The organism is Mycobacterium sp. URHB0044 (genome assembly GCF_000620625.1).
Taxonomy (GTDB): Bacteria; Actinomycetota; Actinomycetes; order Mycobacteriales; family Mycobacteriaceae; genus Mycobacterium.
The window spans coordinates 169,670-190,081 of the sequence record NZ_JIAW01000014.1; the positions used below are offsets into that span (position 1 = coordinate 169,670).

Sequence of the window (20,412 nt, forward strand, 5' to 3'; positions counted from 1 at the left end):
CGGAGCCGATTCCGAGCGGCCGCGTCAATAGGTACCGGGCGTGCGCAGCGTCACGGCGCCGATACGTCGGTTCGGCGGTGTTTCCCGGTGGTTCGCTCCTATTCTGAGCGCGGTCGAGAAGCGGCCACAGGAAGGCGACTGTCATGGTGGATGGCCCGATTTCGCGCACGATTCTTCCCATTCCCGATGTGCCGCACGTGGGGTTGACCACCTACGACGCCAAGGATCCCGACACCAGCTATCCACCGATTAGGGACGTACGTCCGCCGGCGACTGCCCCCAACGTGCTCGTCGTGTTGATCGACGACGTCGGCTTCGGCGCCAGCAGCGCCTTCGGTGGTCCGTGTGAGACGCCGAACTTCGAGAGGCTCGCGGCGGGCGGGTTGAAGTACACCCGGTTGCACACCACCGCGCTGTGCTCGCCGACGAGGCAGGCTCTGCTGACCGGCCGCAATCATCATTCGGTCGGCATGGGCAACATCACCGAAACTGCAACGGCGGCACCCGGATACACGTCGGTGCTGCCGAATACCAAGGCACCGCTGCCGTTGACGTTGAAGCTCAACGGCTACTCCACCGCCCAGTTCGGCAAATGCCACGAGGTGCCGGCCTGGCAGACCAGCCCGGCGGGTCCGTTCACTGCGTGGCCGACGGGCGGCGGCGGCTTCGAGTACTTCTACGGCTTCATCGGCGGCGAGAACAACCAGTGGGACCCGGCCCTGTACGAGGGCACCACGCCCATCGAGCCGCCGAAGACTCCGGCCGAGGGTTACCACCTCACCGAGGATTTGACCGACAAGGCGATCGGCTGGGTGCGCCAGCAGAAGGCGCTGCTGCCCGACAAGCCGTTCTTCATGTACTTCGCACCCGGTGCCACCCACGCGCCGCATCACGTGCCCAAGGAGTGGATCGACAAGTACAAGGGCAAGTTCGCGCACGGCTGGGACCGTCAGCGCGAGATCACCTTCGAACGGCAGAAGGAACTGGGCGTCATCGGCCCCGATTCGGTGTTGACGCCACGGCACGACGAGATCCCGGCCTGGGACGACATGGACCCCGCGCTGAAGCCGGCACTGGAACGTGAGATGGAGGTCTACGCAGCCTTTTTGGAGCACACCGACCACCACGTCGGCCGCTTGCTCGATGCTCTCGAGCCGGTCATGGAAGACACGCTCGTCTACGTCATCATCGGCGACAACGGCGCGTCGGCGGAGGGCACGCTGCAGGGCGCGTTCAACGAGATGGCCAACTTCAACGGCATGGCCGCCCTCGAGACCCCCGAATTCCTCCTCTCCAAACTCGAGGACTTCGGCGGCGAAGACTCCTACGGTCACTACGCCGTGGGCTGGGCCTGGGCAATGGACACGCCGTATCAGTGGACCAAGCAGGTGGCCTCGCACTGGGGTGGCACCCGCAACGGCACCATCGTGCACTGGCCCAAGGGAATCGACGAAAAGGGCGGCACGCGTGATCAATTCACCCATGTCATCGATGTCGCGCCCACGGTGTTGGAGGCCGCGGGCATCCCGCAACCGGTGCTGGTCAATGGAGTGATGCAGAGCCCGTATGAGGGAACCAGTCTGCTGTACAGCTTCAACGATGCCGAAGCACCGGAGCGTCACGAGACCCAGTACTTCGAAATGTTCTGCAACAGAGGCATTTACCACAAGGGCTGGAGCGCGGTGACCAAACACCGCACGCCGTGGGAGATGAGCGGGGGCAAGTTGCCGAGCTTCGACGACGACGTCTGGGAACTCTACGACGGCAACACCGACTGGACGCAGGCCAACGACCTCTCCAAGGAGTACCCCGATAAACTGCACGAGCTGCAACGGCTGTGGCTGATCGAGGCCGTCAAGTACAACGTCTTACCGCTCGACGACCGGCAGATCGAACGATTCAACCCGACTCTTGCCGGTCGGCCGTCGCTGATCAAGGGCAACTCACAGCTGCTGTTCGCCGGCATGGGCCGGCTCTCGGAGAACAGCGTCGTCGACATCAAGAACAAGTCCTTCGCGGTCACGTCCGAGGTGGAGGTCCCTACGGACGGCGCCGAGGGCGTAATCATCGCTCAGGGCGGAAAATTCGGCGGCTGGAGCCTGTACGCCAAGGCGGGCAAGGCCAAGTTCTACTACAACGTATTGGGCATCAAGTCGTTCGCCATCGAAGCCACCGAGCCGATCCCTGCCGGCACCACCCAGGTGCGCATGGAGTTCACCTACGACGGCGGTGGCATGGGCAAGGGCGGTGACGTCGCCCTCTATTGCGACGGCAAGGAAGTCGGCAAGGGCCGGGTCGATCAGACCCAGGGCTTCGTCTTCTCGGCGGACGAAACCACCGACGTCGGCAACGAGACCGGAACCAGCGTGAGCCCGGACTACACCGCCCACACCAGCAAGTTCACCGGCAAGATCAACTGGGTTCGCATCGACCTCGGTGAGGACGCCGAGGCCGCCGAACACTACATCGAACCCGACGAACGCTTCAGGATCGCGATGGCACGGCAATAGGCGCCGATCCAATCAGGGCGCGGACGCCGAGTCCGCGCCTGACTCCTGTCCCCACGTGGCCTTCGCCCCGGAATCCCCGATGCGGTACACCTGCACCGTCGTCGCTACGCTCGCGACGACCACGATGGCCGCAATGAGCCACCGTGCAACGGGTTTCACTGACCGGCCGCGCACTTCCCGGACGTGGACGTACGCGATCAAGGCGGCTGCGGCCACCAAGGCGATTGAGAAGTACAGCATCGTGTCGCCCAGTTCCGTGTGGGTGTGAAGTAACGGTGACCTTCCCTCACGGTGCTCCAGCCATTCACCCGCTTCCGTCGTCAACGGCGTCAGCACTGCCGTCAGCGACGCCAGCCCGAGGACCAGCCATGCCAATCGTTGCCGTGCTGCCGGCCACAGCGCGCAGACGATCGCAAGGACCGCGGTGAGTGGAGCCAGGACAACGATGAAGTGCACGAGCAGTACGTGGGCGGGCAGGCCATTGAACGTCGACAACGTTTAACTCCTCATAGATTGTTCACGGAAGTGAATCCCCACCGAAGAGCGTGACATCGGATTCTTAGAGCCGTCGAAGAAGTGGCGTGGCACGCTCGTGGGGTGGCCGAGCAACGTCCCGCACCGACTTTGTTGATCGTCGAAGACGACCGCGTGCTCAGTGCGATGCTCGCCGAACTGTTCACCAAGGAGGGTTACCTCGTCGACGTCGTTCACGACGGACAGCAAGGCCTGCACCGTGGCCTGACAGGCAGCTACGACGCGGCGATCATCGATCGGGGGCTGCCGGTGATGGACGGATCCGAGCTCGTCGCGGTCCTGCGGTCACGCGGTGTCGCGACTCCGGTGTTGCTGCTCACCGCCCGCGGGTTGCTGGCGGACCGAGTCGAAGGACTCGACGCCGGCGCGCACGACTATCTGGTCAAACCATTCGAAATACCCGAATTGCTGGCGCGGGTGCGGGCACTGCTGCGCCGCCCCGACGGCCGTTCGACGCTTCGCGTTGGTGGGCTCTGCCTGGACCGGCTGACGCGCACGGTCAGCGGTGGCACAGCGGGGGTCGACACCGTCGAGCTGTCGGAGCGCGAGGCCGCGCTGCTCGCTGTCCTGATGGGCGCCCCGCGGCAGGTCTTCACCCGCAGTCAGTTGCTCGAGGCGGTGTTCGCCGGTGTCGATTCGGTCAGCGCCGTCGATACCTACGTTCATTACCTGCGGCGCAAGCTCGGCCGAGCAGTCATCCGCACCGTGCACGGCACGGGCTACCGGCTCGGAACCGAATGAGGCCCGACGACGATCTCGGCGTCGTCAACCGGGCGGGCCGCGTCGCCGCGGTGCAAGCCTCACTTGCCCTTGCCGCAGTCCTTTTGATCGTCGGGGCGGTGGTCTACTTCATCGACGCCCGCATTCGAGAGCAGCAACTCAGGACCCAATTGTCGTCGGTGGCTTCGGCCGCCGACGATGCGACGGATCCGCCGCCCGGAATGATCCTCTTGCTGCGGGACCGAACCGGGAAGGTCACGGCAAGCGCTGGCGGAGTTCCAGCGGAGTTGCTGGCACGGCCACCGGGATTCTCCGACGCGCACATCGATGGTGCCCGGTACCGCGCGGTGGTCATGGACAAGGCCGACGGCAAGGTGGTCGTGCTTGTGGACCTCGGGCCGTACGAGGCGGGCCGAAACCGTCTGCTGCTATCGCTGGGGATCGCCGAGCTGGCGGGCATCCTGGCTTCTGTCGCCGTGGTCATTCTGCTCACCAGACGGTCGATTCGCCCGCTTGCCGACGCGTTGGCCCTTCAGCGGCGTTTCGTGGCTGACGCTTCGCACGAACTTCGCGCCCCGCTGACGGTGCTGCACACCCGCATTCAGCTACTCTCCCGCGGTTTCGATGACGGGGATGGGCACCCGACCAAGGAACAGATCGATGCGCTCGCATCCGACACACGAGCGCTCGGTGAGGTGATCGACGACCTGCTTGCTTCGGCCGCCATGACGACGGGCAAGGCGCCGCGACATCCGATCGATCTCGCGACCGTCGTGCAATCCGCCTGCGAGAGCATGGCTCAGCACGCCGAGGCGGGCGGGGTCGGCCTCGTCGTCGAATCGAACAGCACCGCACCAGTTGATGGTTTCGTCGTCCTGGGATCTGGTCCCGCGCTTCGCCGGGCGGTCATCTCCCTCGTCGACAACGCTCTGGCTCACGAGCATCCCGGCGGGACGATCACGGTCACGGTCAGGCGGCAGGACGGCGACGTCGTGGTCGACGTCCGCGATGACGGCGTTGGGATCGATCCAGCCGCCCTGGGAACGTTGTTCGACCGTTTCTCACACGGGCGAACGCATACCGCCGCAGGGGGCCGCCGCCGCTACGGCATCGGTCTGGCGCTGGTGCGAGAGATCGCGCGCGCTCATCAGGGGGACATTCGCGTCGCCCAAACGCCAGGAGGCGGTGCAACCTTCACACTCGCCATTCCCGCAGAGCGCGTGTCTGCCGGATAGGCCAGGCGACAGGGGGGAGGATCGAAGGCATGCTGGCCGTCGATCTCCTGACCCGGGTCGGGCTGGCCACGGTCCTCGGCATCGCGATCGGGTTCGAACGCCAATGGCGCTCGCGCATGGCGGGATTGCAGACGATGGCGCTCGTCAGCATGGGGTCGGCACTGTTCCTGATCTTGAGCGCCTACAGCTTCGATCAGCAGGGCGACCGGCTTCGCGTCGCCGCCCAGATCGTCTCGGGCGTTGGCTTCCTCGGCGCCGGTGTGATCATGAAGCAGGGCCTGTCCGTGGTCGGTCTCAATACTGCGGCAACGCTGTGGTCGACGGCAGCCGTCGGTGCTCTCGCGGGGGCGTGGATGTGGCGGGAGGCGACGGCGGGCGCGGTCATCATCGTGACGGCGAACTGGTTCCTGCAGTTGCTTGCCGCGCGAATGGACCGCGTGCACAACAAGGGTGGCCGCGACGCCCCGCCCGCCGACTACCTGCTCGACGTCGTGTGCGGACGGGATGTGCAAGCCGAGGTCAAGGCGGAGCTGGCGCAGAGCATGCCGCGTCAGGCGTTTCGACTGCGCGGGGTGCGCGCGCTGCCCGCCCATGCCGCCGAAAACATGGAACTGCAAGCCGATTACGCCGCCGCCGTCCGCGACGACGCCGCAGCCGAGGACGCCGTTCGCACGCTGAGCCAGCTACCCGGCGTCACGTCCGTGCGATGGAGCATCGCCGGTGAACCGGCGTCGGACTGGGGCAGGTAGCGATGCAGCTACAGGATTTCTTCGAACGGGCGACGCAGGCCTTCGAAGCGTCCGGCGTGCTGTCGATGGTGCTGGGCTTCCTGTATGCGTTCGCGCTCGCCGCGGTCACCTGGAAGCGAACAGGCAACGGCGGGCGGGCATTCAAGACGCTGCGCGAGTCGCTCGGCGGGGCGATCCTGCTCGGCCTCGAGCTGCTCGTCGCCGCGGACATCGTCAAGACCGTCACGTCGACGCCGTCGCTCACCGATGCTGCCGTGCTCGGGATGATCGTCCTGATTCGCACGGTGCTCAGCATCACGATCGAGATCGAAGTCGACGGCGTTGCGCCATGGCGCAAGGCACTGACCACCGGCCCACAGGTCCTTGCACGCGCGACCCGCGAGTCGGCACGGCCCGATCCGCAGTGACGGCTACGGCGAGGTGGTCCCGTCCGACGTCGTCCCACCCGAAGTAGTCCCGCCCGAGACGGTCCCGTCGGACGTCGTTCCGGCGGAAGTGGTTCCGTCAGAAGGTGTCCCGGCCGAGGTGGTCGGATCCGGTGTGGACCCACTGGACGTCGTGGGGGCGCTGGACGTCGTGGGATCCGGGGTGGGGTTGCTCGACACCGTCGGATCGCTGGTGGGCGTCGGCTCCGGAGCGGGGCTGGTCGGTGGTGGGCTGGTCGCCGACGGAGAGGTCGACGGCGCCACCGAGCTGGTCACGGGATCGGCGGCCGGCGCGGTCGGGGTCGGCGTCGCAGTCGGTGACGGGAACGTGCCGGGTTGATCCGCCTCGACGATGGCCTGGATCTCGGCGGTGTACTCCTCGAGCTGCCCGGAAATCTCGCGCAACGGCACGTCGCCCGCCTCGATCGCATCTTCGTAGGCGGCGATCTCGACCCACAGGTCGTCGAGCGCGGACTGGGCGTCCTCGGACAATGGCTTGTCCAGCGTGACGAACAGCTGCCTCGCCAGCGCATACGTCAGACAGTTGACGCAGTCGTAGTTCAGGGCGCCTGCCAAGTTCTGCGGCACCGCCACGTTGGCGTCGTTCTCGTCGGTGTCGATGACGAAGACCACCTGGTACGCGACCGCGACGGCGGCGCAGTTGTTGCACGACGCGTAGGCCTGGGCCTCGTTGACGTTCATCGCCTCGGAGTTGTCGGTCACCCACACCATGGCGAACGCCGCCTCGTAGACCACCGTGTTGTCGGTGGTGTTGACCGCCAGCGCCTGGTTGTCGCTCGGCCCCGGGGCCAGCGGCTTGTCGAACGGGAACACCCAGCCCTGGTCCGCCGCGGGCCGCACGGTGCCGGCGAACGTGGCGGCACCACCGCCGACGTGCGCCGCAGGCATCGTCCTCGGAACCAGGATGACCGCTAACTGCGGCTGGGTGAACGTCGGCGGCGGGGTCCTGGTGTCCCAGAGCGTCTGCATGGCGCCCCGCTGCCCGACGGCCAATCTCGTCGAGGCGGCCACCGGACGAGTCGGCGACGTCCGTTCGGGCGGACCGCCGGTGGGCTCGGTCCGCAGCGCGTAGACGATGTCGCTGAGCGTGCCGCGTTCACCTGGCTGAATCGGCCGGTAGTTGCCGTCGCGCGGCAGCCAGGCATAGGCGATTCCGGCGAGCACGGCGGCGCCTAGCACGCCAACCAGCAACCGCTGCAACGGCTTTCCGGCCGTGGCCGCCCACGCGCCGGCCGCGCTGCGCCTGGCGACCCGGATCAACAGGTAGATGACGCCGGCCACGGGGATGACGATCGCGATGATCGCCAACAGCCGGGCGGTGGCCTGGATCATGTCGCCGTCCGCCCAAGCGGTCGACAGCACGTCCTCCTGCTTGCCGAGGCTGGCCCACGCTGTGCCCAGCAGCCGGGGCAGCGCAACGATCGCCGCGAAGAGGGAGCCAAGGAGGAGGGGCACGACGAACAGCACCCACAGGGTGATCACGATGCGTGCCCACGGCTTCAGCAGGCGCGCGTGCGGATCGCCCCACCGCCACGGCAGCACACCGAGCAGCGTCGGCTTGATGCGGCCATACAGATCGGGAACGCCCGTGAGGTCGGCCAGGACGTGGTAGCCGTCGAACCTCACGAGTGGAGCGAGCTGGCGGATCATCTGAAGGATCTGCGTGGCGACGACGAGCAGCAGGGCGTCGTAGTGCTGCCACATCCACACGCCGGTGATGGCGACGGCCACGATCGCGTTGAAGTACAGCCCACCCAGGTCGGTGCGCAACCGACCGCGGCGTCCGAGGCGGTATGAGTCGGTCACGTCGGTGTAGAACGCAGGCCACACCAGGTAGAGGCCGAAGCCCATCACGCCGGGCGTCGCACCGCCGTATCTCGCCGCGGCGGCGTGGCCGAATTCGTGGAACCCCGCGGACAGGATGGTCACTGCGAAGACCAGGATCAGCAGCCCTGGGCGTTCGAAGGCGTCATAGGCCGCCGACGCCAACCCCTTCCGGAAGGACACCCACCAGAACACGACGGCGAAGGCCGCCAAAATCGGCACCACCATCCAGGGCCGGAAGAGGAAGCGGAACGGGTCGGTCACCCGCCGCGTCCGATCCGGTTCGGTGACGGCGTAGCGGAACCGCAGTCCCAGCAACGGGTTTCGCTTGCGCACCACGGGCTGGCTGCCGTCGGGCGCAGCCAGCAGGCCAAGCGGGCGTAGCTTGTCGACTAGCTGACCGACGTTGTCTGCGTTCACTATTCGACCGGTCGACCGCGTTACGGCATCGGCCACCTCCTCCGGTGTACGGCGACCGTCGATTTCGCGCAGCGTCGCGTACAACAGTGGAGTCAGCTGGATGGTCTGGCCGTCGGTCCGGCGGACCAGGGAAGGCGGGACGCGGTAGCCGGATCCCGCCATCTCCCCGATCAGCTCGACATCGTCCGCGCGGCGCAGGACCGCCTGCTGCGTCCTGGCATCTTCGTCGGTGACGGTCATCTGCGTGCTTCCCAGTCGGGTCAGCCCGCCGAACCACCGCTGTCGGCGCCACCGGTACTGTCGGCGCCGGCCGTCGCGCCGCCGGCGGTGCCGCCAGCAGTCGTGCCGCCAGCAGTCGTGCCACCAGCGGTGCCACCGTCAGGCTGCGCGGTTCCCTGCGCGACGGTGGAGTCCTGCACCGCGTTGGCGGAGGTCACGCCCGTCAAGCTCTGGTGGATGACGGCGTCCTGGTACGAGATCGCGTCGGCGTCGGAGTCGACCGAAAGGACGTTGGCTGCCACGGCGGCGCTGATCGGTGCGGCCACGTTGGCGTTGGCCGCGACGGCGCCGGCGATCGGTGCCGTCAGGTCGGTGTCGACGTCGACGTCGACGTTGACATTGAGCAGAGGGCCGCTGAGGGTGGCCAGATCGCCGACTTCCACGGTGCCACCGTCGTCTGGAGGCGGCGGGACGGGATCGCCGTCGGCGACGTCGGTCTGGTCGATCGCGCTGACCTGATCCGACACCGCGTAGGCATCGGCGTCCAGGGTCTGGTCGATCGAGGCGTTCTGGTCGACCATGGCGCCCGACGTCGAATTGGACGAGAGCACGTTCGCACCGGCGGCGGCGTCGATGGGCGCCGCGACGTTGAGTTGGGCGGCCACGGCCAGGTCGATCGGGGATGCGACGTCGAGGAACACGTCGACGTCGACGTTGAGGTCGAGAATCGATACGACCTCCTTGTCCGGGAGCGCAACGGCGCCCTCGGCCTGCAATTCCTCTGGTGTCAGTCCTAACTCGCGCATGTCTCCCACTCCTGTCTCTGTGCCGGGCGCCTGGGCCTCGAGGACTCGATGTGCCGGACGGCTACCCACCGGATTCCATGATCAAGCGCGAAATTCGGCAAGGACGGGTGGTAGGCGCGGTTCTTTGCCTCGAACTCCGCTGCGGAAAGCGTTGCGGAGTAACGATCTTGAAGCGACATCCGACGTTCGAACAAGCACGTAGCGAGCGAACTCACCGCTACATATTGTCGACCCAGTTAATTAGTTAGGCCATTTTACTCTCGGCAAAATTAGGGATCCAGAAAATTTGAGTTTTCTCATGTGCGGCCCGGGGTAGTAGTGCGGTCAGGAAGCAGGGGGATGCGAGTCATCGGGCGGGAGTACTCCGTACGCGGTACGCATCACGGTCAGGGGCGAGTCGCTGCTTCCGGGAACGAAGGGAAATCCAAATGAGCACCACCATGATGAAGAGGGTTGCCGCCGGCACTGTGGTCGGGGGATCGATGCTGCTCACTGCCGGTCTCGGCGTCGCGAACGCCGCGCCGGTTCAGGTACAGGACGGACTCGTCAATCTGGCACTCGGGAACATCACCGTTCTTCAGGACGTGAATGTCGGTGTGGCTGCGCAGATTACGGCGCTCGTCTGCGACGTCGCCGACATCGGCAACATCACGGCCTTGGCGACTGCAGTGGACACGGGATCGGATGATCAAGAGGTGCTGTGTCAGAGCACGGCGGGCCCGGTGACCGTCACCCAGAACGGCCCAGGCAACTCGGAGAACGCCCCGGGTCACACTCGCTAACGACCATCGTGCATCACCGCCCGTACCCGTCCGGGTGCGGGCGGTGATGTCTCAGCTGTAGGCGCCGTTGATGACCGGCTGGTTGATCATTCCGGCCTCGACGCCCCAGCCGGTCATGATCGTCCGGTAGTCGCCGGACGCGATCAGGTGCATCAGGGCCTGCCGCAAGGACTCTGCCAACGGTGACCCCTTTGCCACCGGCCAGCCGTAGGGCGCGGCGTTGAAGATCTCGCCCGCCGGCTCAAGGGCGCCGTTGCTCTGGTTGATCGCATACCCAGTCACCGGCGAGTCGGCGGACATGGCGTCGACCTCGCCGGCGATCAACGCACTGGTGACGTCGTCCTGGCTGTCGTAGTCGATGGTCTCGATCGGAGGTGATCCGACCGCGACGCATGCCTTGCTCTTCACCGGCAGTTCCTGGGTGTCCTGAATCGTCCTGGACTGCACGCCAACTCGAAGGCCGCAGGCGTTGTTGGGGTTCACCGCCGCGCCGGGGCGCTGCGCCCATTGTGTGCCGGCCTGAAAGTAGGTCACGAAGTCGACGGCCGATTCGCGATCCTTGGTGTCGGTGAAGGACGAGAGCCCGACGTCGAACGCCTTCGCCTGCACGGATGGAATGATGCTCTCGAATGCCGTCTCGCGATACTCCACGTCCAGCCCGAGCGTGTTCGCGACGGCGTTCATCAACTCGACGTCGAAACCGACCAGATCGCCATCGCCGTTTCTGAATTCGGCTGGCGCATAGGGCTCGTTGATGCCGACCACCAGTTTCCCGGTCGACCTGATCGCTGCGGGGACGGTGGCTGCGATGGCCTCCGGATCACCGATCATCGGGGCTTCGTTCGGCGCCGACGAACCGGAGCTGGCCGCCTCCGTGGCGTCGCGCGCGTGCCATTCCGAATCCCCTGGGTTATTGCGCATTTGCCATGTGACCAAGGCGGCAACGAGGATTCCGACGAATGCGGCCGCTGACAGCGCGAGCGTGCTCAGTCGCCGGGGCGACCCTGCGAGCATGGGGCGCCGCATCCGGCGCATCCGCCGCCCGCTGAGGACGGAATTGGCGGCGTCCGCGAGTTCCGTTGCGGACTGGTACCGCTTGCCGGGGTCCTTCGCCATGCCCTTGGCGATCACGTCGTCGAAACCCTCTGGCAGCGAGGGGTTTATCGCCGACGGGCGCGGTGGCGGCGTCACCAGGTGGCCGGCGAGTTGCTGTTCGAGACTGTCCCCCGAGTAGGGCCGCCGACCTGTCAGGCATTCGTGCAACACGCACGTCAACGCATAGATGTCCGAACGCGGGTCACTGAAGCCGGATTTGAACCGCTCTGGCGCCATGTAGGCCATGGTGCCGAGAGTGCTTCCTACACTGGTCAATCCGGTTTGCGTGGTGGTGCGGGCGATGCCGAAGTCGATCAGGTACACGAAGTCACGGGCCGCGACGAAGATGTTCGACGGCTTGACGTCGCGGTGCACCAGACCGACCGCGTGCGCGGCCTCCAAGGCGGCAGCCACCTGCTCGATGATCCGCACGGCCCGCTCCGGCGGCAGTGGGCCGTCGGCCTCGGACAGCACGGTGCCGAGATCCTGACCGTCGATCAACCGCATGTCGAGGTAGAGTTGGCCGTCGATTTCGCCGTAACCGTGGATGGGCACGACGTGCGGATCGGTCAGGCCCGCCGCGGCGTGTGCCTCACGTCGGAAGCGTTGCTGGAAGACCGGGTCGCCCGCGAGGTGGCTAGGCAGGACCTTGAGCGCGACGATTCGATCCGTGACGGTGTCGCGCGCACGGAACACCTGGCCCATTCCGCCCCGGCCCAGCAGTTCCAGCAACTGGTAGTGCCCGAACGGCGTCGCATCCAACGGCTGCTCCTCGACGCCCTGGTAAACCCTGCAGTGACGGTCGAAATGCTAAAGCAGGTTCGCCAGAAATGCCTGGATAAGTTCATTTTCAGCCGCAGATCACCAGGGCAACCGGCAACTGGTTTCGAACGTACGAGCGATGGATATCCCAGCCGCGGAGGTGATGTCAGTGAGCAACGAAGCGCATGCAGCGCCACGCGAGAACGCCGAGAAGGACACGTCGGAGTGGGTCACGGGAGACGAGCCCATGACCGGTCCACAGCGCAGCTACCTGCACACATTGGCGCAGGAAGCTGGACAGGAGATCCCCGAGGACATGACGAAGGCAGAGGCGTCCGACCTGATCGAACGGCTCCAGGAGAAGACCGGCCGGGGCACCGGGTCCTCGTGACAAGATCACCGGGTGTCTGGTTCCGCTGATCCGCCGAACTCCCTCGGCGGTTGGCACTGACCGACATCCCGCTCGTCGCGCCGCCGCTGCTGTGGCCCGTCTTCACCCACCAGTACTGGACCGACCTCACCTTCGTGCACTGGCCGGTCCATCCGGCGGACGTCGCGCACCTGTACCCGGCGGGTGCGCGGCCCGACGTCTTCGCCGACGGCATGACCTACGTGGGGTTGGTCCCGTTCGCCATGACCGACGTCGCGCTGGGCGTGTCGCGGCCGCTGCCCTACTTCGGCCGATTCCTGGAGACCAACGTCAGGCTGTACTCGACGGACGACGCAGGCCGCCACGGCGTCCTGTTCCGATCGTTGGAGACGGCCAGGCTGGCGGTGGTGCCGGTGACCCGGATCGGGCTCGGCACCCCGTACACGTGGGCGAAGATGCGGCTGACCCGCAGCGGCGACCGCATCACGTACGAGAGTGAGCGGCGTTGGCCCCAACGGGGATTGCGCAGTCGCGTGGTGGTCGACGTGGGCGCGCCCATCGATCCCACCCCGCTGGAGGTCTGGCTGACCGCGCGCTGGGGTGCGCACACCCGTTCGGCAGGCCGCACGTGGTGGGTGCCCAACGAACACGAACCGTTCCCGCTGCACGCGGCCGAGGTCGTCGACTTGGAGACCGACCTGGTGGCCGCGGGCGGTGTCCGATGCGCCGGTGAACGGCTGCGCGCGCTCTACTCGCCGGGCGTGCGTGCCCGGTTTGGCCGACCACGCTTGGTGACCGGCAGGTGAACAGCCCGCTACCAAGACGTTGACCGATTAGCGGGTGGACGTGACAGCCGAGATGATGGAGGAATATGAACGCGTTCGTGTCGGTCTACGTCGATATGGCGGCTCGGGCGGACGACGTCCGCGTCGCCGTTGCCAACCTGCCCCTGCCCGAGGGAGTCTCGGAGGTCAAGGTCGACTGTGACGCGGTCACCGACACCTTCGGCTGCCGCATCGCGGTCGATCTGACGGGCACGTTCGACGAACAGACCGAGGGACTGGTCATCGCCCGCGCTTACGCAGAGGATCTGTCGGCCGCGCTGGGCGTCCCCGCATTCGCCTTCTACGACCTGTTGAGGCGCGACTATCCGGCGAGTTGAAGCCGAAAATGATCGCACCGCCGGCCGAGGACACGCTCTAAGAAAACGCATAGGTTGCGAATCGTTACCCGATCTTGTTGCAAACGTGTCTGCAGTGAAAGAGGGTTCCAGTGTGACTCAAGTGCCAGAAGTGCACCGAGCGCACAACGGAAGAGTAAATGCATATGACTTCTTGCAAATCGACATTCCGAACGGCAGTCGTCGCCATTGGCGTCGTCACGGCGGCGGCCGCGGGCGTCGCACCGGCGCACGCTGACAACGGCAACGACGCGTTCCTCAACGCGCTCAACAATGCCGGGGTCGGGTACTCGGATTCGAACGCGACGGCGGCGTTGGGTCAGGCGATCTGCCCGATGCTCGCCAAGCCGGGCGGGAACTTCGCGCAAGCCGCGTCCACGGTTACGGGAAAGGGCATCTCGCCTGGCATGGCGGGTCTCTTCACGACCCTGGCGATACAGATGTACTGCCCGACGATGATCAGTCAAATGGCCGGCGGTGACTTCTCCGGAATCGGGAACCTGGCGGGACTGGGCAACTTCGCCGGGCTGGGGCAGATCCCCGGGTTCTAAGGGCCGCTCACCCGACCGACGTCGGCTCCCATGCGGGAGAACGACCGAGGTGCAACAGGATTCGGTCCAAGACGGTCGCGGACTCGTCGGCTTCGATGGCGCGCCGGAACGGCGAACCCTCGGCCGTGCGGAACTCCCCGTCGGGAACCGCGAGGACGATCGGCAGTACAGCGGTGAGCACGTCCTCCGGCAGGTCGAGTGGTGCGCCGATGGTGCGGGCGACATCCCAGGAGTGCACGACGTAGTCGACGAAGTGAAACCCGATGGCCGTCGCGCCGGGAGCCGTTGCGCCCGGCCCGAATTCGGGCAGCGCGAACGACGCGTCGAGGACGCCTTCCGCGGCGAAGGCCTCGAGCACGTCGTCCGCCGCCGCGGCATAGGCACCCGCCGGATCGCGGGAGACGGCGTCGCTGACCGTTGCGACGTCCCACACTGCCGGATCGGCGCCCTTGCCCCGCGCGGCCGCGGCGAAGCCGTGATGCTGCACCGTCATGTGGGCGAGTAGGTCGCCGAGATCCCAACCGGCGCAGGGGGTCGGCCGACGCAGGTCGTCGACGGTGACCGCCGAGACCAGGTCGACGGATGTCTGCACCGCGGTGCGGTGGAAGGGGCGAACGTCCGAAATAGTAGTCATGTGTAGATCGTAAGCAGATGCGTACGATATGTCCAGGTTTAGCATCGTGCGATGACCCGGCGAAGCGACTTGGCGGCGATGCTCGCGCCGCTGATCCGGCAGCTGATCGCGGCCGAGCGCCCGGTGCTGGACGAGCACGGGCTGTCCATGTGGGGCTACAGCGTGCTCGTCGCGCTCGACCAGTCCCCGGTCCGCACCCAGGCCGCCCTCGCGGAGGCGATCGGCGCGGACAAGACGCGCATCATCCCGATCCTCGACGAACTGCAGGAGCAGGGCTACATCGAGCGCTACCCCGACCCGGATGACCGCCGGGTCCGGCTGCTCGCCGTCACCGACGCGGGTCGCAAGGTCAAGGATGCGGTGCAGGCAAAGATCCAGCGCGGTGAGGAGCGCTGGCTTGGCGTGTTGTCGCCCCGTGAGCGCGCGGCCTTCCTGCGCGCCCTCGAACGGCTGACCGACCAGCCCGGCTGACCGCCCGGTTGCCAGCGGAGTTGGCCTGGCATCCTGTCACCATGCCCAAGCGACCCAGCGGCAAAGACGACCTGGCCCCGCACTTCGACGACATCCAGGCCCACTACGACATCTCCGACGACTTCTACCGGCTATTCCTGGACCCGACGCAGACCTACAGCTGCGCGTACTTCGAGCGTGACGACATGACGCTCGAGGAGGCGCAGATCGCGAAGATCGACCTGGCGCTTGGCAAGCTCGGCCTACAGCCCGGCATGACGCTGCTCGACGTCGGGTGCGGCTGGGGCGCCACCATGCTGCGGGCCATCGAGCGCTACGACGTCAACGTCGTCGGCCTCACCCTGAGCAAGAACCAGGCCGAGCACGTCGAGGCGGCGTTCGCGAAATCGGACAGCCCCCGCTCCAAGCGGATCCTGCTGGAGGGTTGGGAGCAGTTCAGCGAGCCCGTCGACCGCATCGTCAGCATCGGTGCCTTCGAGCACTTCGGGCACGAACGCTACGACGCGTTCTTCAAGATGGCCCACGGCGTGCTGCCCGACGACGGAATCATGTTGCTGCACAGCATCACCGGGTTGCATCCCGACGAGATGCGCGAAAGGGGATTGCCGCTGACTTTCGAGTTCGCGCGGTTCCTCAAGTTCATGCTGACCGAGATCTTCCCGGGCGGACGGCTGCCGTCGATACCGATGGTGCAGGAGCGCGCGACGGCCGGCGGCTTCCGGGTGACCAGAGTCCAGTCGCTGCAACCCCACTACGCCAAGACACTCGACCACTGGGCGGCGGCGCTGGAGGCCAACCACGACCAGGCCGTCGCGATCCAGTCACAGGAGATGTACGACCGGTACATGCGGTACCTGACCGGATGTGCCGACATGTTCCGCGTCGGCTACATCGACGTCAACCAGTTCACGCTGGAGAAGTAGCGCTCGATTCGGCGAGGTTCTTGACGAAGAACACCCGCCGGTAGCCGTCCTCGATCCCGCGCCGCGTCTCGCGGTAGCCGTGCCGTGGGTAGAACACCAGGTTCTCGGTCATGGCCTCGTTGGTGCACAGCCGCACCTCGGTCAGGCCCTGCTCGGTGGCGTCGCGTTCGGCCCGCTGCAGCAGGCGCCGCCCGTGTCCGCTGCCCTGCGCGTCGGACGCGACGGCGATGGTCTCCAGCAGCAGATGGTCCCCGTGGTGCTGGGTGACGAGCATCGCGACAATGGCGTCTCGTTCTTCGATCACCCAGATGCGCGACTCACGCAGCAGTGCCGCGTAATCCGCGACCATCGGGGCGGGTGGCCGTCCGATGCGCTCGACGTACTTGCCGAACGCGTCCTTGGCGAGCCCTTCGATGGCGTCGACGTCGTCCTTCGTCGCACCACGCAGTACGGGCTCGTCCATTCCGGCGAGCCTAATCGGCGGGACTATGCAGCGTTGGCCGTCGTGTCCCCGGAATGCTCACCGTCGGCGGGGTCGGCGTCGGTGGGCGTGGGATCGGTGGTGGTCGTGGTGGACGTCGTCGTGGTGGTCGTGCCAGTGCCAGTGCCAGTGCCAGTGCCAGTGCCGGTGCCGGTCGCGTTGGGAGTCGCATCCGTCTTCTCACCGGGGGTGACCTTGTTGCCGTCCGACGTCAGCGTGGGATGCAGCCCATCACCGGCCGGGTTGGCAGTGGGGGTCGACGTGGCGGTTGGCGCCTTCGAGGACGGAGTGGCCTTGACCTCGGGCTCGGGTTCGGCCGCCTGCACCGGCTCGGCGTCCGGGACGGCCGCGAGTCGTGCCGCGCTGGGGCTGCCGGTGTCGGCGGCGTGCGGCGCCACCGGAACCAGGTTGCCGAGGGGGTCGGGGAGAGCGGTGGGGCCTTGCCCGCCGTTCGTCAGGTTCGTCGCCCCTTGCGTCAATGCACCGGGCACGCCGGCCAGTGCCTCGAGGATCTTCGCGGGCGGGGTGATGAACGAGAACGGTGTCGGGGTAGCGGGATTGGCGTTGACCCGATCGGTGTAGCCCATGTCGACGATCAGCCGCAGCAGCGGTTCGACGGCGCCGAGGACGGGTTCGGTGAGCGGTGTCAGGAAGAGGACTCCCGCGAGTTCGCGTACCGGTGCGAGGAGCGGCAGGTGCGGGTTGTAGTAGAGGACGTAGGTGTCGGTGCCACCGGCGGTGTTGTGCACGGTCGTCACGTAGGCCGGGCTGGTTCCTGGAACGAGCTCGTCGTAATACGCATCGGGATGGCCGTAGCGGACGGCCAGCAAGGAGTTGGCGAGCGACAGCGGATTGAAGTAGGCGGGGAAGTCGCCGTACGGGTCGTACATCAGCACGTCGTATTCGGTGTCGTAGCGAGTGGCCTGTCCGACGCCCATCGCGTCGGTGATGCCGGGGATCCCGATACCGGGGAACCGCGCATACAGGCCGCCGTTGCCCGCGAACGGTGAGGCGATCTGCTGGAAGCTGAGTTGGGAGGGCAGCGGCGCGTCTGCCTCATCGAGGGCCTGCAGGTCCCTGCGCACCCGTTCGGCGATCAGGGTGCCCTCCGAATAGCTGACGACGATCAGCTGGGCCTCGTCGGACCTGTCACTGATGGCGGTGTGCATGATCGGCACCCCGACGTCCCGGCTGGCTTGGAGGTTGATGGTGGCCGGGTATGGCACCCCGTAATAACCGAAGCCGTCCGGCACGACCGTGTTGTTCAGCTTGGCGGGGACCCGCACACTGGCCGGGTCATCCCGGCCGCCCGCCCCGATCACGGTGTTGCTCAGCTCCACCAGAAAGTTGGCTGCGGTGGTGTTGGTGGCGTGTCCGAGGACCAGCGAACTGGAGATTCCCGCCGCGGCCGCACAGGCCAGAGCCGCCTTGCGGGCCCTGCGCTTCTTCGGAATCCGGTGATTTGCCATGGGTGCTCCCTTGATCCCAGTGGCGCGCCTACGCGCGTGCTGGCGACACTATCGCGGAGCAGGCATGTCGCGGATCGAAATGAGCGTCGCCGTCGGTATCTGCCACTCGTTAGCTGCAGACGACAACGGCGGCGCCCCCGTTGGGGACGCCGCCGCTTCTACTTGCTCTCAGAGCACCCGAACTAGGGGCAGGTGACCTCGATCGTGAACGGCTTGGTCACGGGGGCCATGGGGTTGGCCATGTCGATACCCGTGGCGTTGCCGGTGATCTTGTAGGTGCTGCCGCTCTTCTCGGCGGTGGCGTCACCCGCGCCGGGGCCGACGGCCAGCGTCACGCCGTTGACGTTGCCAAGGCCCACCGAGGTGACCTTGGGTGCGTCGCCCTCGCTGACGACGGCGGCGATGCCGGTGCCCGCGTCGCCGATGGCGATGTTCATGTTGCCGCCCATCGCCGCGCACACGACTGTGCCCTTGACGTCCTGGTCCGCGCCGTCGATCGTGACCTTGGTGCCACTGCCGGGTGCCGCAGTCGCGCTCGCCGATCCCGTCTCCGAGGCGGCGCTCGAACTCGCCGAGCTGGACGAGCTCGACGATGACTTCTTGTCGTCCGATGAACAGCCAGACAGGCTGGCGATCAGGATCGCCGCACCTCCTACTGCGACGAGCAACCCACGTTTCACGACTTCTCCTTTTGGTAATCGCGACCAGTCAAGATCACCGATCGTCCTGAGTACTATGGCCCGCGCGTCGGCCCTGGTCATGGGTTTGCGTTAATTGTTCGCCGGGACATCGGCACGCCGACGGCAGTCGGTCAACCGCAGCACATCGCAAACGCGGTCATCGTGCCTTGGCGGCGACCCGGCGAACGGTATGTTCGCGGGCATGCAAACCGTGCGCACGCCCGATGAGCGGTTCGACGAACTGGTCGACTTCCCTTACCGCCCTGAGTATTGCGAGGTCGACGACGCCGACGGTGGTCGTCTGCGCGTGGCATGGGTGGAGCACGGTCCCGCCGATGCGGATCCGGTGCTGATGCTGCACGGCGAACCGTCCTGGTCGTTCCTGTACCGCAAGATGATCCCGATCGTCGCGGCCGCCGGCCATCGGGTGATCTGCCCGGATCTGGTGGGTTTCGGCCGGTCGGACAAGCCGACCGAGATCTCCGACCACACCTATGCGCGGCACGTCGAGTGGATGCGCGCGGTCGCGTTCGATGTCCTCGACCTGAACCGCGTGACGTTGGTGGGGCAGGACTGGGGTGGCCTGATCGGGCTGCGCCTGGCGGCGGAGAACCCGGACAGGTTCGCGCGGATCGTCGTCGCCAATACGGGGTTGCCCACGGGCGACTTCCCGATGCCCGACATCTGGTGGCAGTTCCGCAAGGCCATCCAGGGAATGCCAGAGATCGAGGTCGGCAGGTTCGTCCAGGCCGGCTGTGTCCGTCCCATGAGCGACGCCGTCCGCGCCGGTTACGACGCCCCGTTCCCCGACGACTCGTACTGTGCGGGCCCGCGGGCGATGCCCGGACTGGTGCCCACGGCACCCGACGACCCCGCGTCGGCGCCGAACCGGGCGGCGTGGGAGACGTTGTCCCACAGCGAAACACCGATGCTGGTGGCATTCAGTGACGGTGACCCCATCACCGGTGCGATGGCACCGATCCTGCGCAGTCAGGTGCGCGGCGCGCAGGGCGTCGAGCACACGAGCATCGAGAATGCCGGCCACTTCCTCCAGGAGGACGCCGGTGAGGATCTCGCGGAGGCGATCGTGCGGTTCCTGGCGGCGACGAGTTAGCAGGCGACCTTGATCAGGAAGCTGCCGTTGGTGCGGAAACTCGGCTGATCGGTGGCGAATCCGTCGGCGGTGCCTTCGATGGAATAGGTGCGTCCGGTCATGGTGACCTTCGCCTCGCCGCCGAGCCCCGCGTTGTAGCTGCCCGTGAAGCCGCCCAGGTTGTGGATGCTGACCGATTCGACGGTGAGCGCGTCCTTGTTGGACACCATCGCCGTCGAACCCGATTCGGCATTGCCGGTCGTGATGGTGGTCAGTGACCCCGCGGCGGTGCAGGCGACCGCGTCGGTGGTGCCCGCCTTGGCGTCGTTGACGGTGACCTCGGCGGAGCCGGCCACCAGGGTGCCCGGCTTCGGTTGCGCGGGCGGCGGCGATGATGAGCAGCCGGCCACCGCAAGCAGGGCGAAAGCCGCGGCGGTCAGCACGATGCGCATGGTGTG

At 66.6% G+C, this 20,412-nt stretch carries 22 protein-coding genes; 13 read left to right on the plus strand and 9 right to left on the minus strand.

Annotation, left to right across the window (positions count from 1 at the left end):
* Nucleotides 1-143: 143 nt before the first annotated feature.
* Nucleotides 144-2,510 (plus strand): arylsulfatase, encoded by a 2,367-nt coding sequence (locus tag N536_RS0125800; RefSeq protein WP_029116268.1) that lies wholly within the window; start codon nucleotides 144-146, stop codon nucleotides 2,508-2,510.
* A 12-nt stretch (nucleotides 2,511-2,522) separates the two neighbouring features.
* Here the strand turns inward: N536_RS0125800 and N536_RS0125805 are convergent, their stop codons facing one another.
* Nucleotides 2,523-3,005: a DUF2231 domain-containing protein gene (locus tag N536_RS0125805; RefSeq protein ID WP_029116269.1), complete on the minus strand. Its 483-nt coding sequence runs from the start codon at nucleotides 3,003-3,005 to the stop codon at nucleotides 2,523-2,525.
* A gap of 102 nt (nucleotides 3,006-3,107) precedes the next feature.
* Here N536_RS0125805 and N536_RS0125810 point away from each other — a divergent pair, with 102 nt between their 5' ends.
* Genes N536_RS0125810 through N536_RS0125825 form a run of 4 tightly spaced genes read left to right on the plus strand, consistent with a single transcriptional unit; the run spans nucleotide 3,108 to nucleotide 6,155 of the window.
* The gene (locus N536_RS0125810; protein ID WP_029116270.1) at nucleotides 3,108-3,785 is read left to right on the plus strand and encodes a response regulator transcription factor; all 678 of its coding nucleotides are present in this window, start codon (nucleotides 3,108-3,110) and stop codon (nucleotides 3,783-3,785) included.
* The gene (locus tag N536_RS0125815) at nucleotides 3,782-4,999 is read left to right on the plus strand and encodes a sensor histidine kinase KdpD (RefSeq protein ID WP_029116271.1); all 1,218 of its coding nucleotides are present in this window, start codon (nucleotides 3,782-3,784) and stop codon (nucleotides 4,997-4,999) included. The genes N536_RS0125810 and N536_RS0125815 overlap by 4 nt, the downstream gene beginning before the upstream one ends.
* A 29-nt stretch (nucleotides 5,000-5,028) precedes the next feature.
* Entirely contained in the window at nucleotides 5,029-5,748 is a 720-nt protein-coding gene (locus N536_RS0125820; protein ID WP_029116272.1) for an MgtC/SapB family protein, read from the plus strand.
* A 2-nt stretch (nucleotides 5,749-5,750) separates the two neighbouring features.
* Nucleotides 5,751-6,155 (plus strand): DUF1622 domain-containing protein, encoded by a 405-nt coding sequence (locus N536_RS0125825; protein WP_029116273.1) that lies wholly within the window; start codon nucleotides 5,751-5,753, stop codon nucleotides 6,153-6,155.
* Between the two features lie 3 nt (nucleotides 6,156-6,158).
* Here N536_RS0125825 and N536_RS0125830 read toward each other — a convergent pair whose 3' ends face one another.
* Nucleotides 6,159-8,678, minus strand: a complete 2,520-nt coding sequence (locus N536_RS0125830) for a hypothetical protein (RefSeq protein ID WP_029116274.1) — start codon at nucleotides 8,676-8,678, stop codon at nucleotides 6,159-6,161.
* Nucleotides 8,679-8,698: 20 nt separating this feature from the next.
* Nucleotides 8,699-9,463 carry a hypothetical protein gene (locus N536_RS0125835; protein ID WP_029116275.1) on the minus strand — a complete coding sequence of 255 codons (765 nt, stop codon included), beginning with the start codon at nucleotides 9,461-9,463 and terminating at the stop codon, nucleotides 8,699-8,701.
* A gap of 428 nt (nucleotides 9,464-9,891) precedes the next feature.
* Between N536_RS0125835 and N536_RS0125840 the strand changes: the two genes are divergently transcribed.
* Entirely contained in the window at nucleotides 9,892-10,245 is a 354-nt protein-coding gene (locus N536_RS0125840) for a hypothetical protein (RefSeq protein WP_036437598.1), read from the plus strand.
* 51 nt (nucleotides 10,246-10,296) lie between these two features.
* On the opposite strand, the gene N536_RS0125845 is transcribed toward N536_RS0125840, so the two are convergent.
* Nucleotides 10,297-12,102, minus strand: a complete 1,806-nt coding sequence (locus tag N536_RS0125845) for a bifunctional serine/threonine-protein kinase/transporter substrate-binding domain-containing protein (protein ID WP_029116277.1) — start codon at nucleotides 12,100-12,102, stop codon at nucleotides 10,297-10,299.
* Nucleotides 12,103-12,271: 169 nt separating this feature from the next.
* Between N536_RS0125845 and N536_RS0125850 the strand changes: the two genes are divergently transcribed.
* The 4 genes from N536_RS0125850 to N536_RS0125865 all read left to right on the plus strand — a co-directional run bounded on the left by N536_RS0125850 (nucleotide 12,272) and on the right by N536_RS0125865 (nucleotide 14,203).
* The gene (locus tag N536_RS0125850; protein WP_029116278.1) at nucleotides 12,272-12,493 is read left to right on the plus strand and encodes a DUF3072 domain-containing protein; all 222 of its coding nucleotides are present in this window, start codon (nucleotides 12,272-12,274) and stop codon (nucleotides 12,491-12,493) included.
* A 50-nt stretch (nucleotides 12,494-12,543) separates the two neighbouring features.
* Nucleotides 12,544-13,278 (plus strand): YqjF family protein, encoded by a 735-nt coding sequence (locus N536_RS0125855; RefSeq protein ID WP_029116279.1) that lies wholly within the window; start codon nucleotides 12,544-12,546, stop codon nucleotides 13,276-13,278.
* Nucleotides 13,279-13,343: 65 nt separating this feature from the next.
* Nucleotides 13,344-13,634: a hypothetical protein gene (locus N536_RS0125860; protein WP_029116280.1), complete on the plus strand. Its 291-nt coding sequence runs from the start codon at nucleotides 13,344-13,346 to the stop codon at nucleotides 13,632-13,634.
* Between the two features lie 164 nt (nucleotides 13,635-13,798).
* Complete coding sequence (locus N536_RS0125865) at nucleotides 13,799-14,203, plus strand: DUF732 domain-containing protein (protein WP_029116281.1); 405 nt, start codon at nucleotides 13,799-13,801, stop codon at nucleotides 14,201-14,203.
* 7 nt (nucleotides 14,204-14,210) lie between these two features.
* On the opposite strand, the gene N536_RS0125870 is transcribed toward N536_RS0125865, so the two are convergent.
* The gene (locus N536_RS0125870) at nucleotides 14,211-14,837 is read right to left on the minus strand and encodes a TIGR03086 family metal-binding protein (RefSeq protein ID WP_029116282.1); all 627 of its coding nucleotides are present in this window, start codon (nucleotides 14,835-14,837) and stop codon (nucleotides 14,211-14,213) included.
* A gap of 51 nt (nucleotides 14,838-14,888) precedes the next feature.
* Between N536_RS0125870 and N536_RS0125875 the strand changes: the two genes are divergently transcribed.
* Complete coding sequence (locus tag N536_RS0125875; RefSeq protein ID WP_029116283.1) at nucleotides 14,889-15,308, plus strand: MarR family winged helix-turn-helix transcriptional regulator; 420 nt, start codon at nucleotides 14,889-14,891, stop codon at nucleotides 15,306-15,308.
* A 41-nt stretch (nucleotides 15,309-15,349) separates the two neighbouring features.
* Nucleotides 15,350-16,231 carry a cyclopropane mycolic acid synthase CmaA1 gene (gene cmaA1 / locus N536_RS0125880; RefSeq protein ID WP_029116284.1) on the plus strand — a complete coding sequence of 294 codons (882 nt, stop codon included), beginning with the start codon at nucleotides 15,350-15,352 and terminating at the stop codon, nucleotides 16,229-16,231.
* Here the strand turns inward: cmaA1 and N536_RS0125885 are convergent.
* From N536_RS0125885 to N536_RS0125895, 3 genes are all read right to left on the minus strand, one after another.
* On the minus strand, nucleotides 16,215-16,694 hold the full coding sequence (locus tag N536_RS0125885) for a GNAT family N-acetyltransferase (protein ID WP_029116285.1): 480 nt from the start codon (nucleotides 16,692-16,694) through the stop codon (nucleotides 16,215-16,217). The two genes, cmaA1 and N536_RS0125885, sit on opposite strands and share 17 nt — an antisense overlap.
* 23 nt (nucleotides 16,695-16,717) lie before the next feature.
* Nucleotides 16,718-18,181, minus strand: coding sequence for a PE-PPE domain-containing protein (locus N536_RS39435; protein ID WP_051574768.1), 1,464 nt, complete (start codon nucleotides 18,179-18,181; stop codon nucleotides 16,718-16,720).
* Nucleotides 18,182-18,363: 182 nt separating this feature from the next.
* Nucleotides 18,364-18,861 carry a lipoprotein LpqH gene (locus N536_RS0125895; RefSeq protein WP_029116286.1) on the minus strand — a complete coding sequence of 166 codons (498 nt, stop codon included), beginning with the start codon at nucleotides 18,859-18,861 and terminating at the stop codon, nucleotides 18,364-18,366.
* A gap of 202 nt (nucleotides 18,862-19,063) precedes the next feature.
* Between N536_RS0125895 and N536_RS0125900 the strand changes: the two genes are divergently transcribed.
* Entirely contained in the window at nucleotides 19,064-19,975 is a 912-nt protein-coding gene (locus N536_RS0125900) for a haloalkane dehalogenase (protein ID WP_029116287.1), read from the plus strand.
* Here N536_RS0125900 and N536_RS0125905 read toward each other — a convergent pair.
* The gene (locus tag N536_RS0125905) at nucleotides 19,972-20,406 is read right to left on the minus strand and encodes a lipoprotein LpqH (RefSeq protein WP_051574769.1); all 435 of its coding nucleotides are present in this window, start codon (nucleotides 20,404-20,406) and stop codon (nucleotides 19,972-19,974) included. The genes N536_RS0125900 and N536_RS0125905 overlap by 4 nt on opposite strands.
* Between the last annotated feature and the right edge of the window lie 6 nt (nucleotides 20,407-20,412).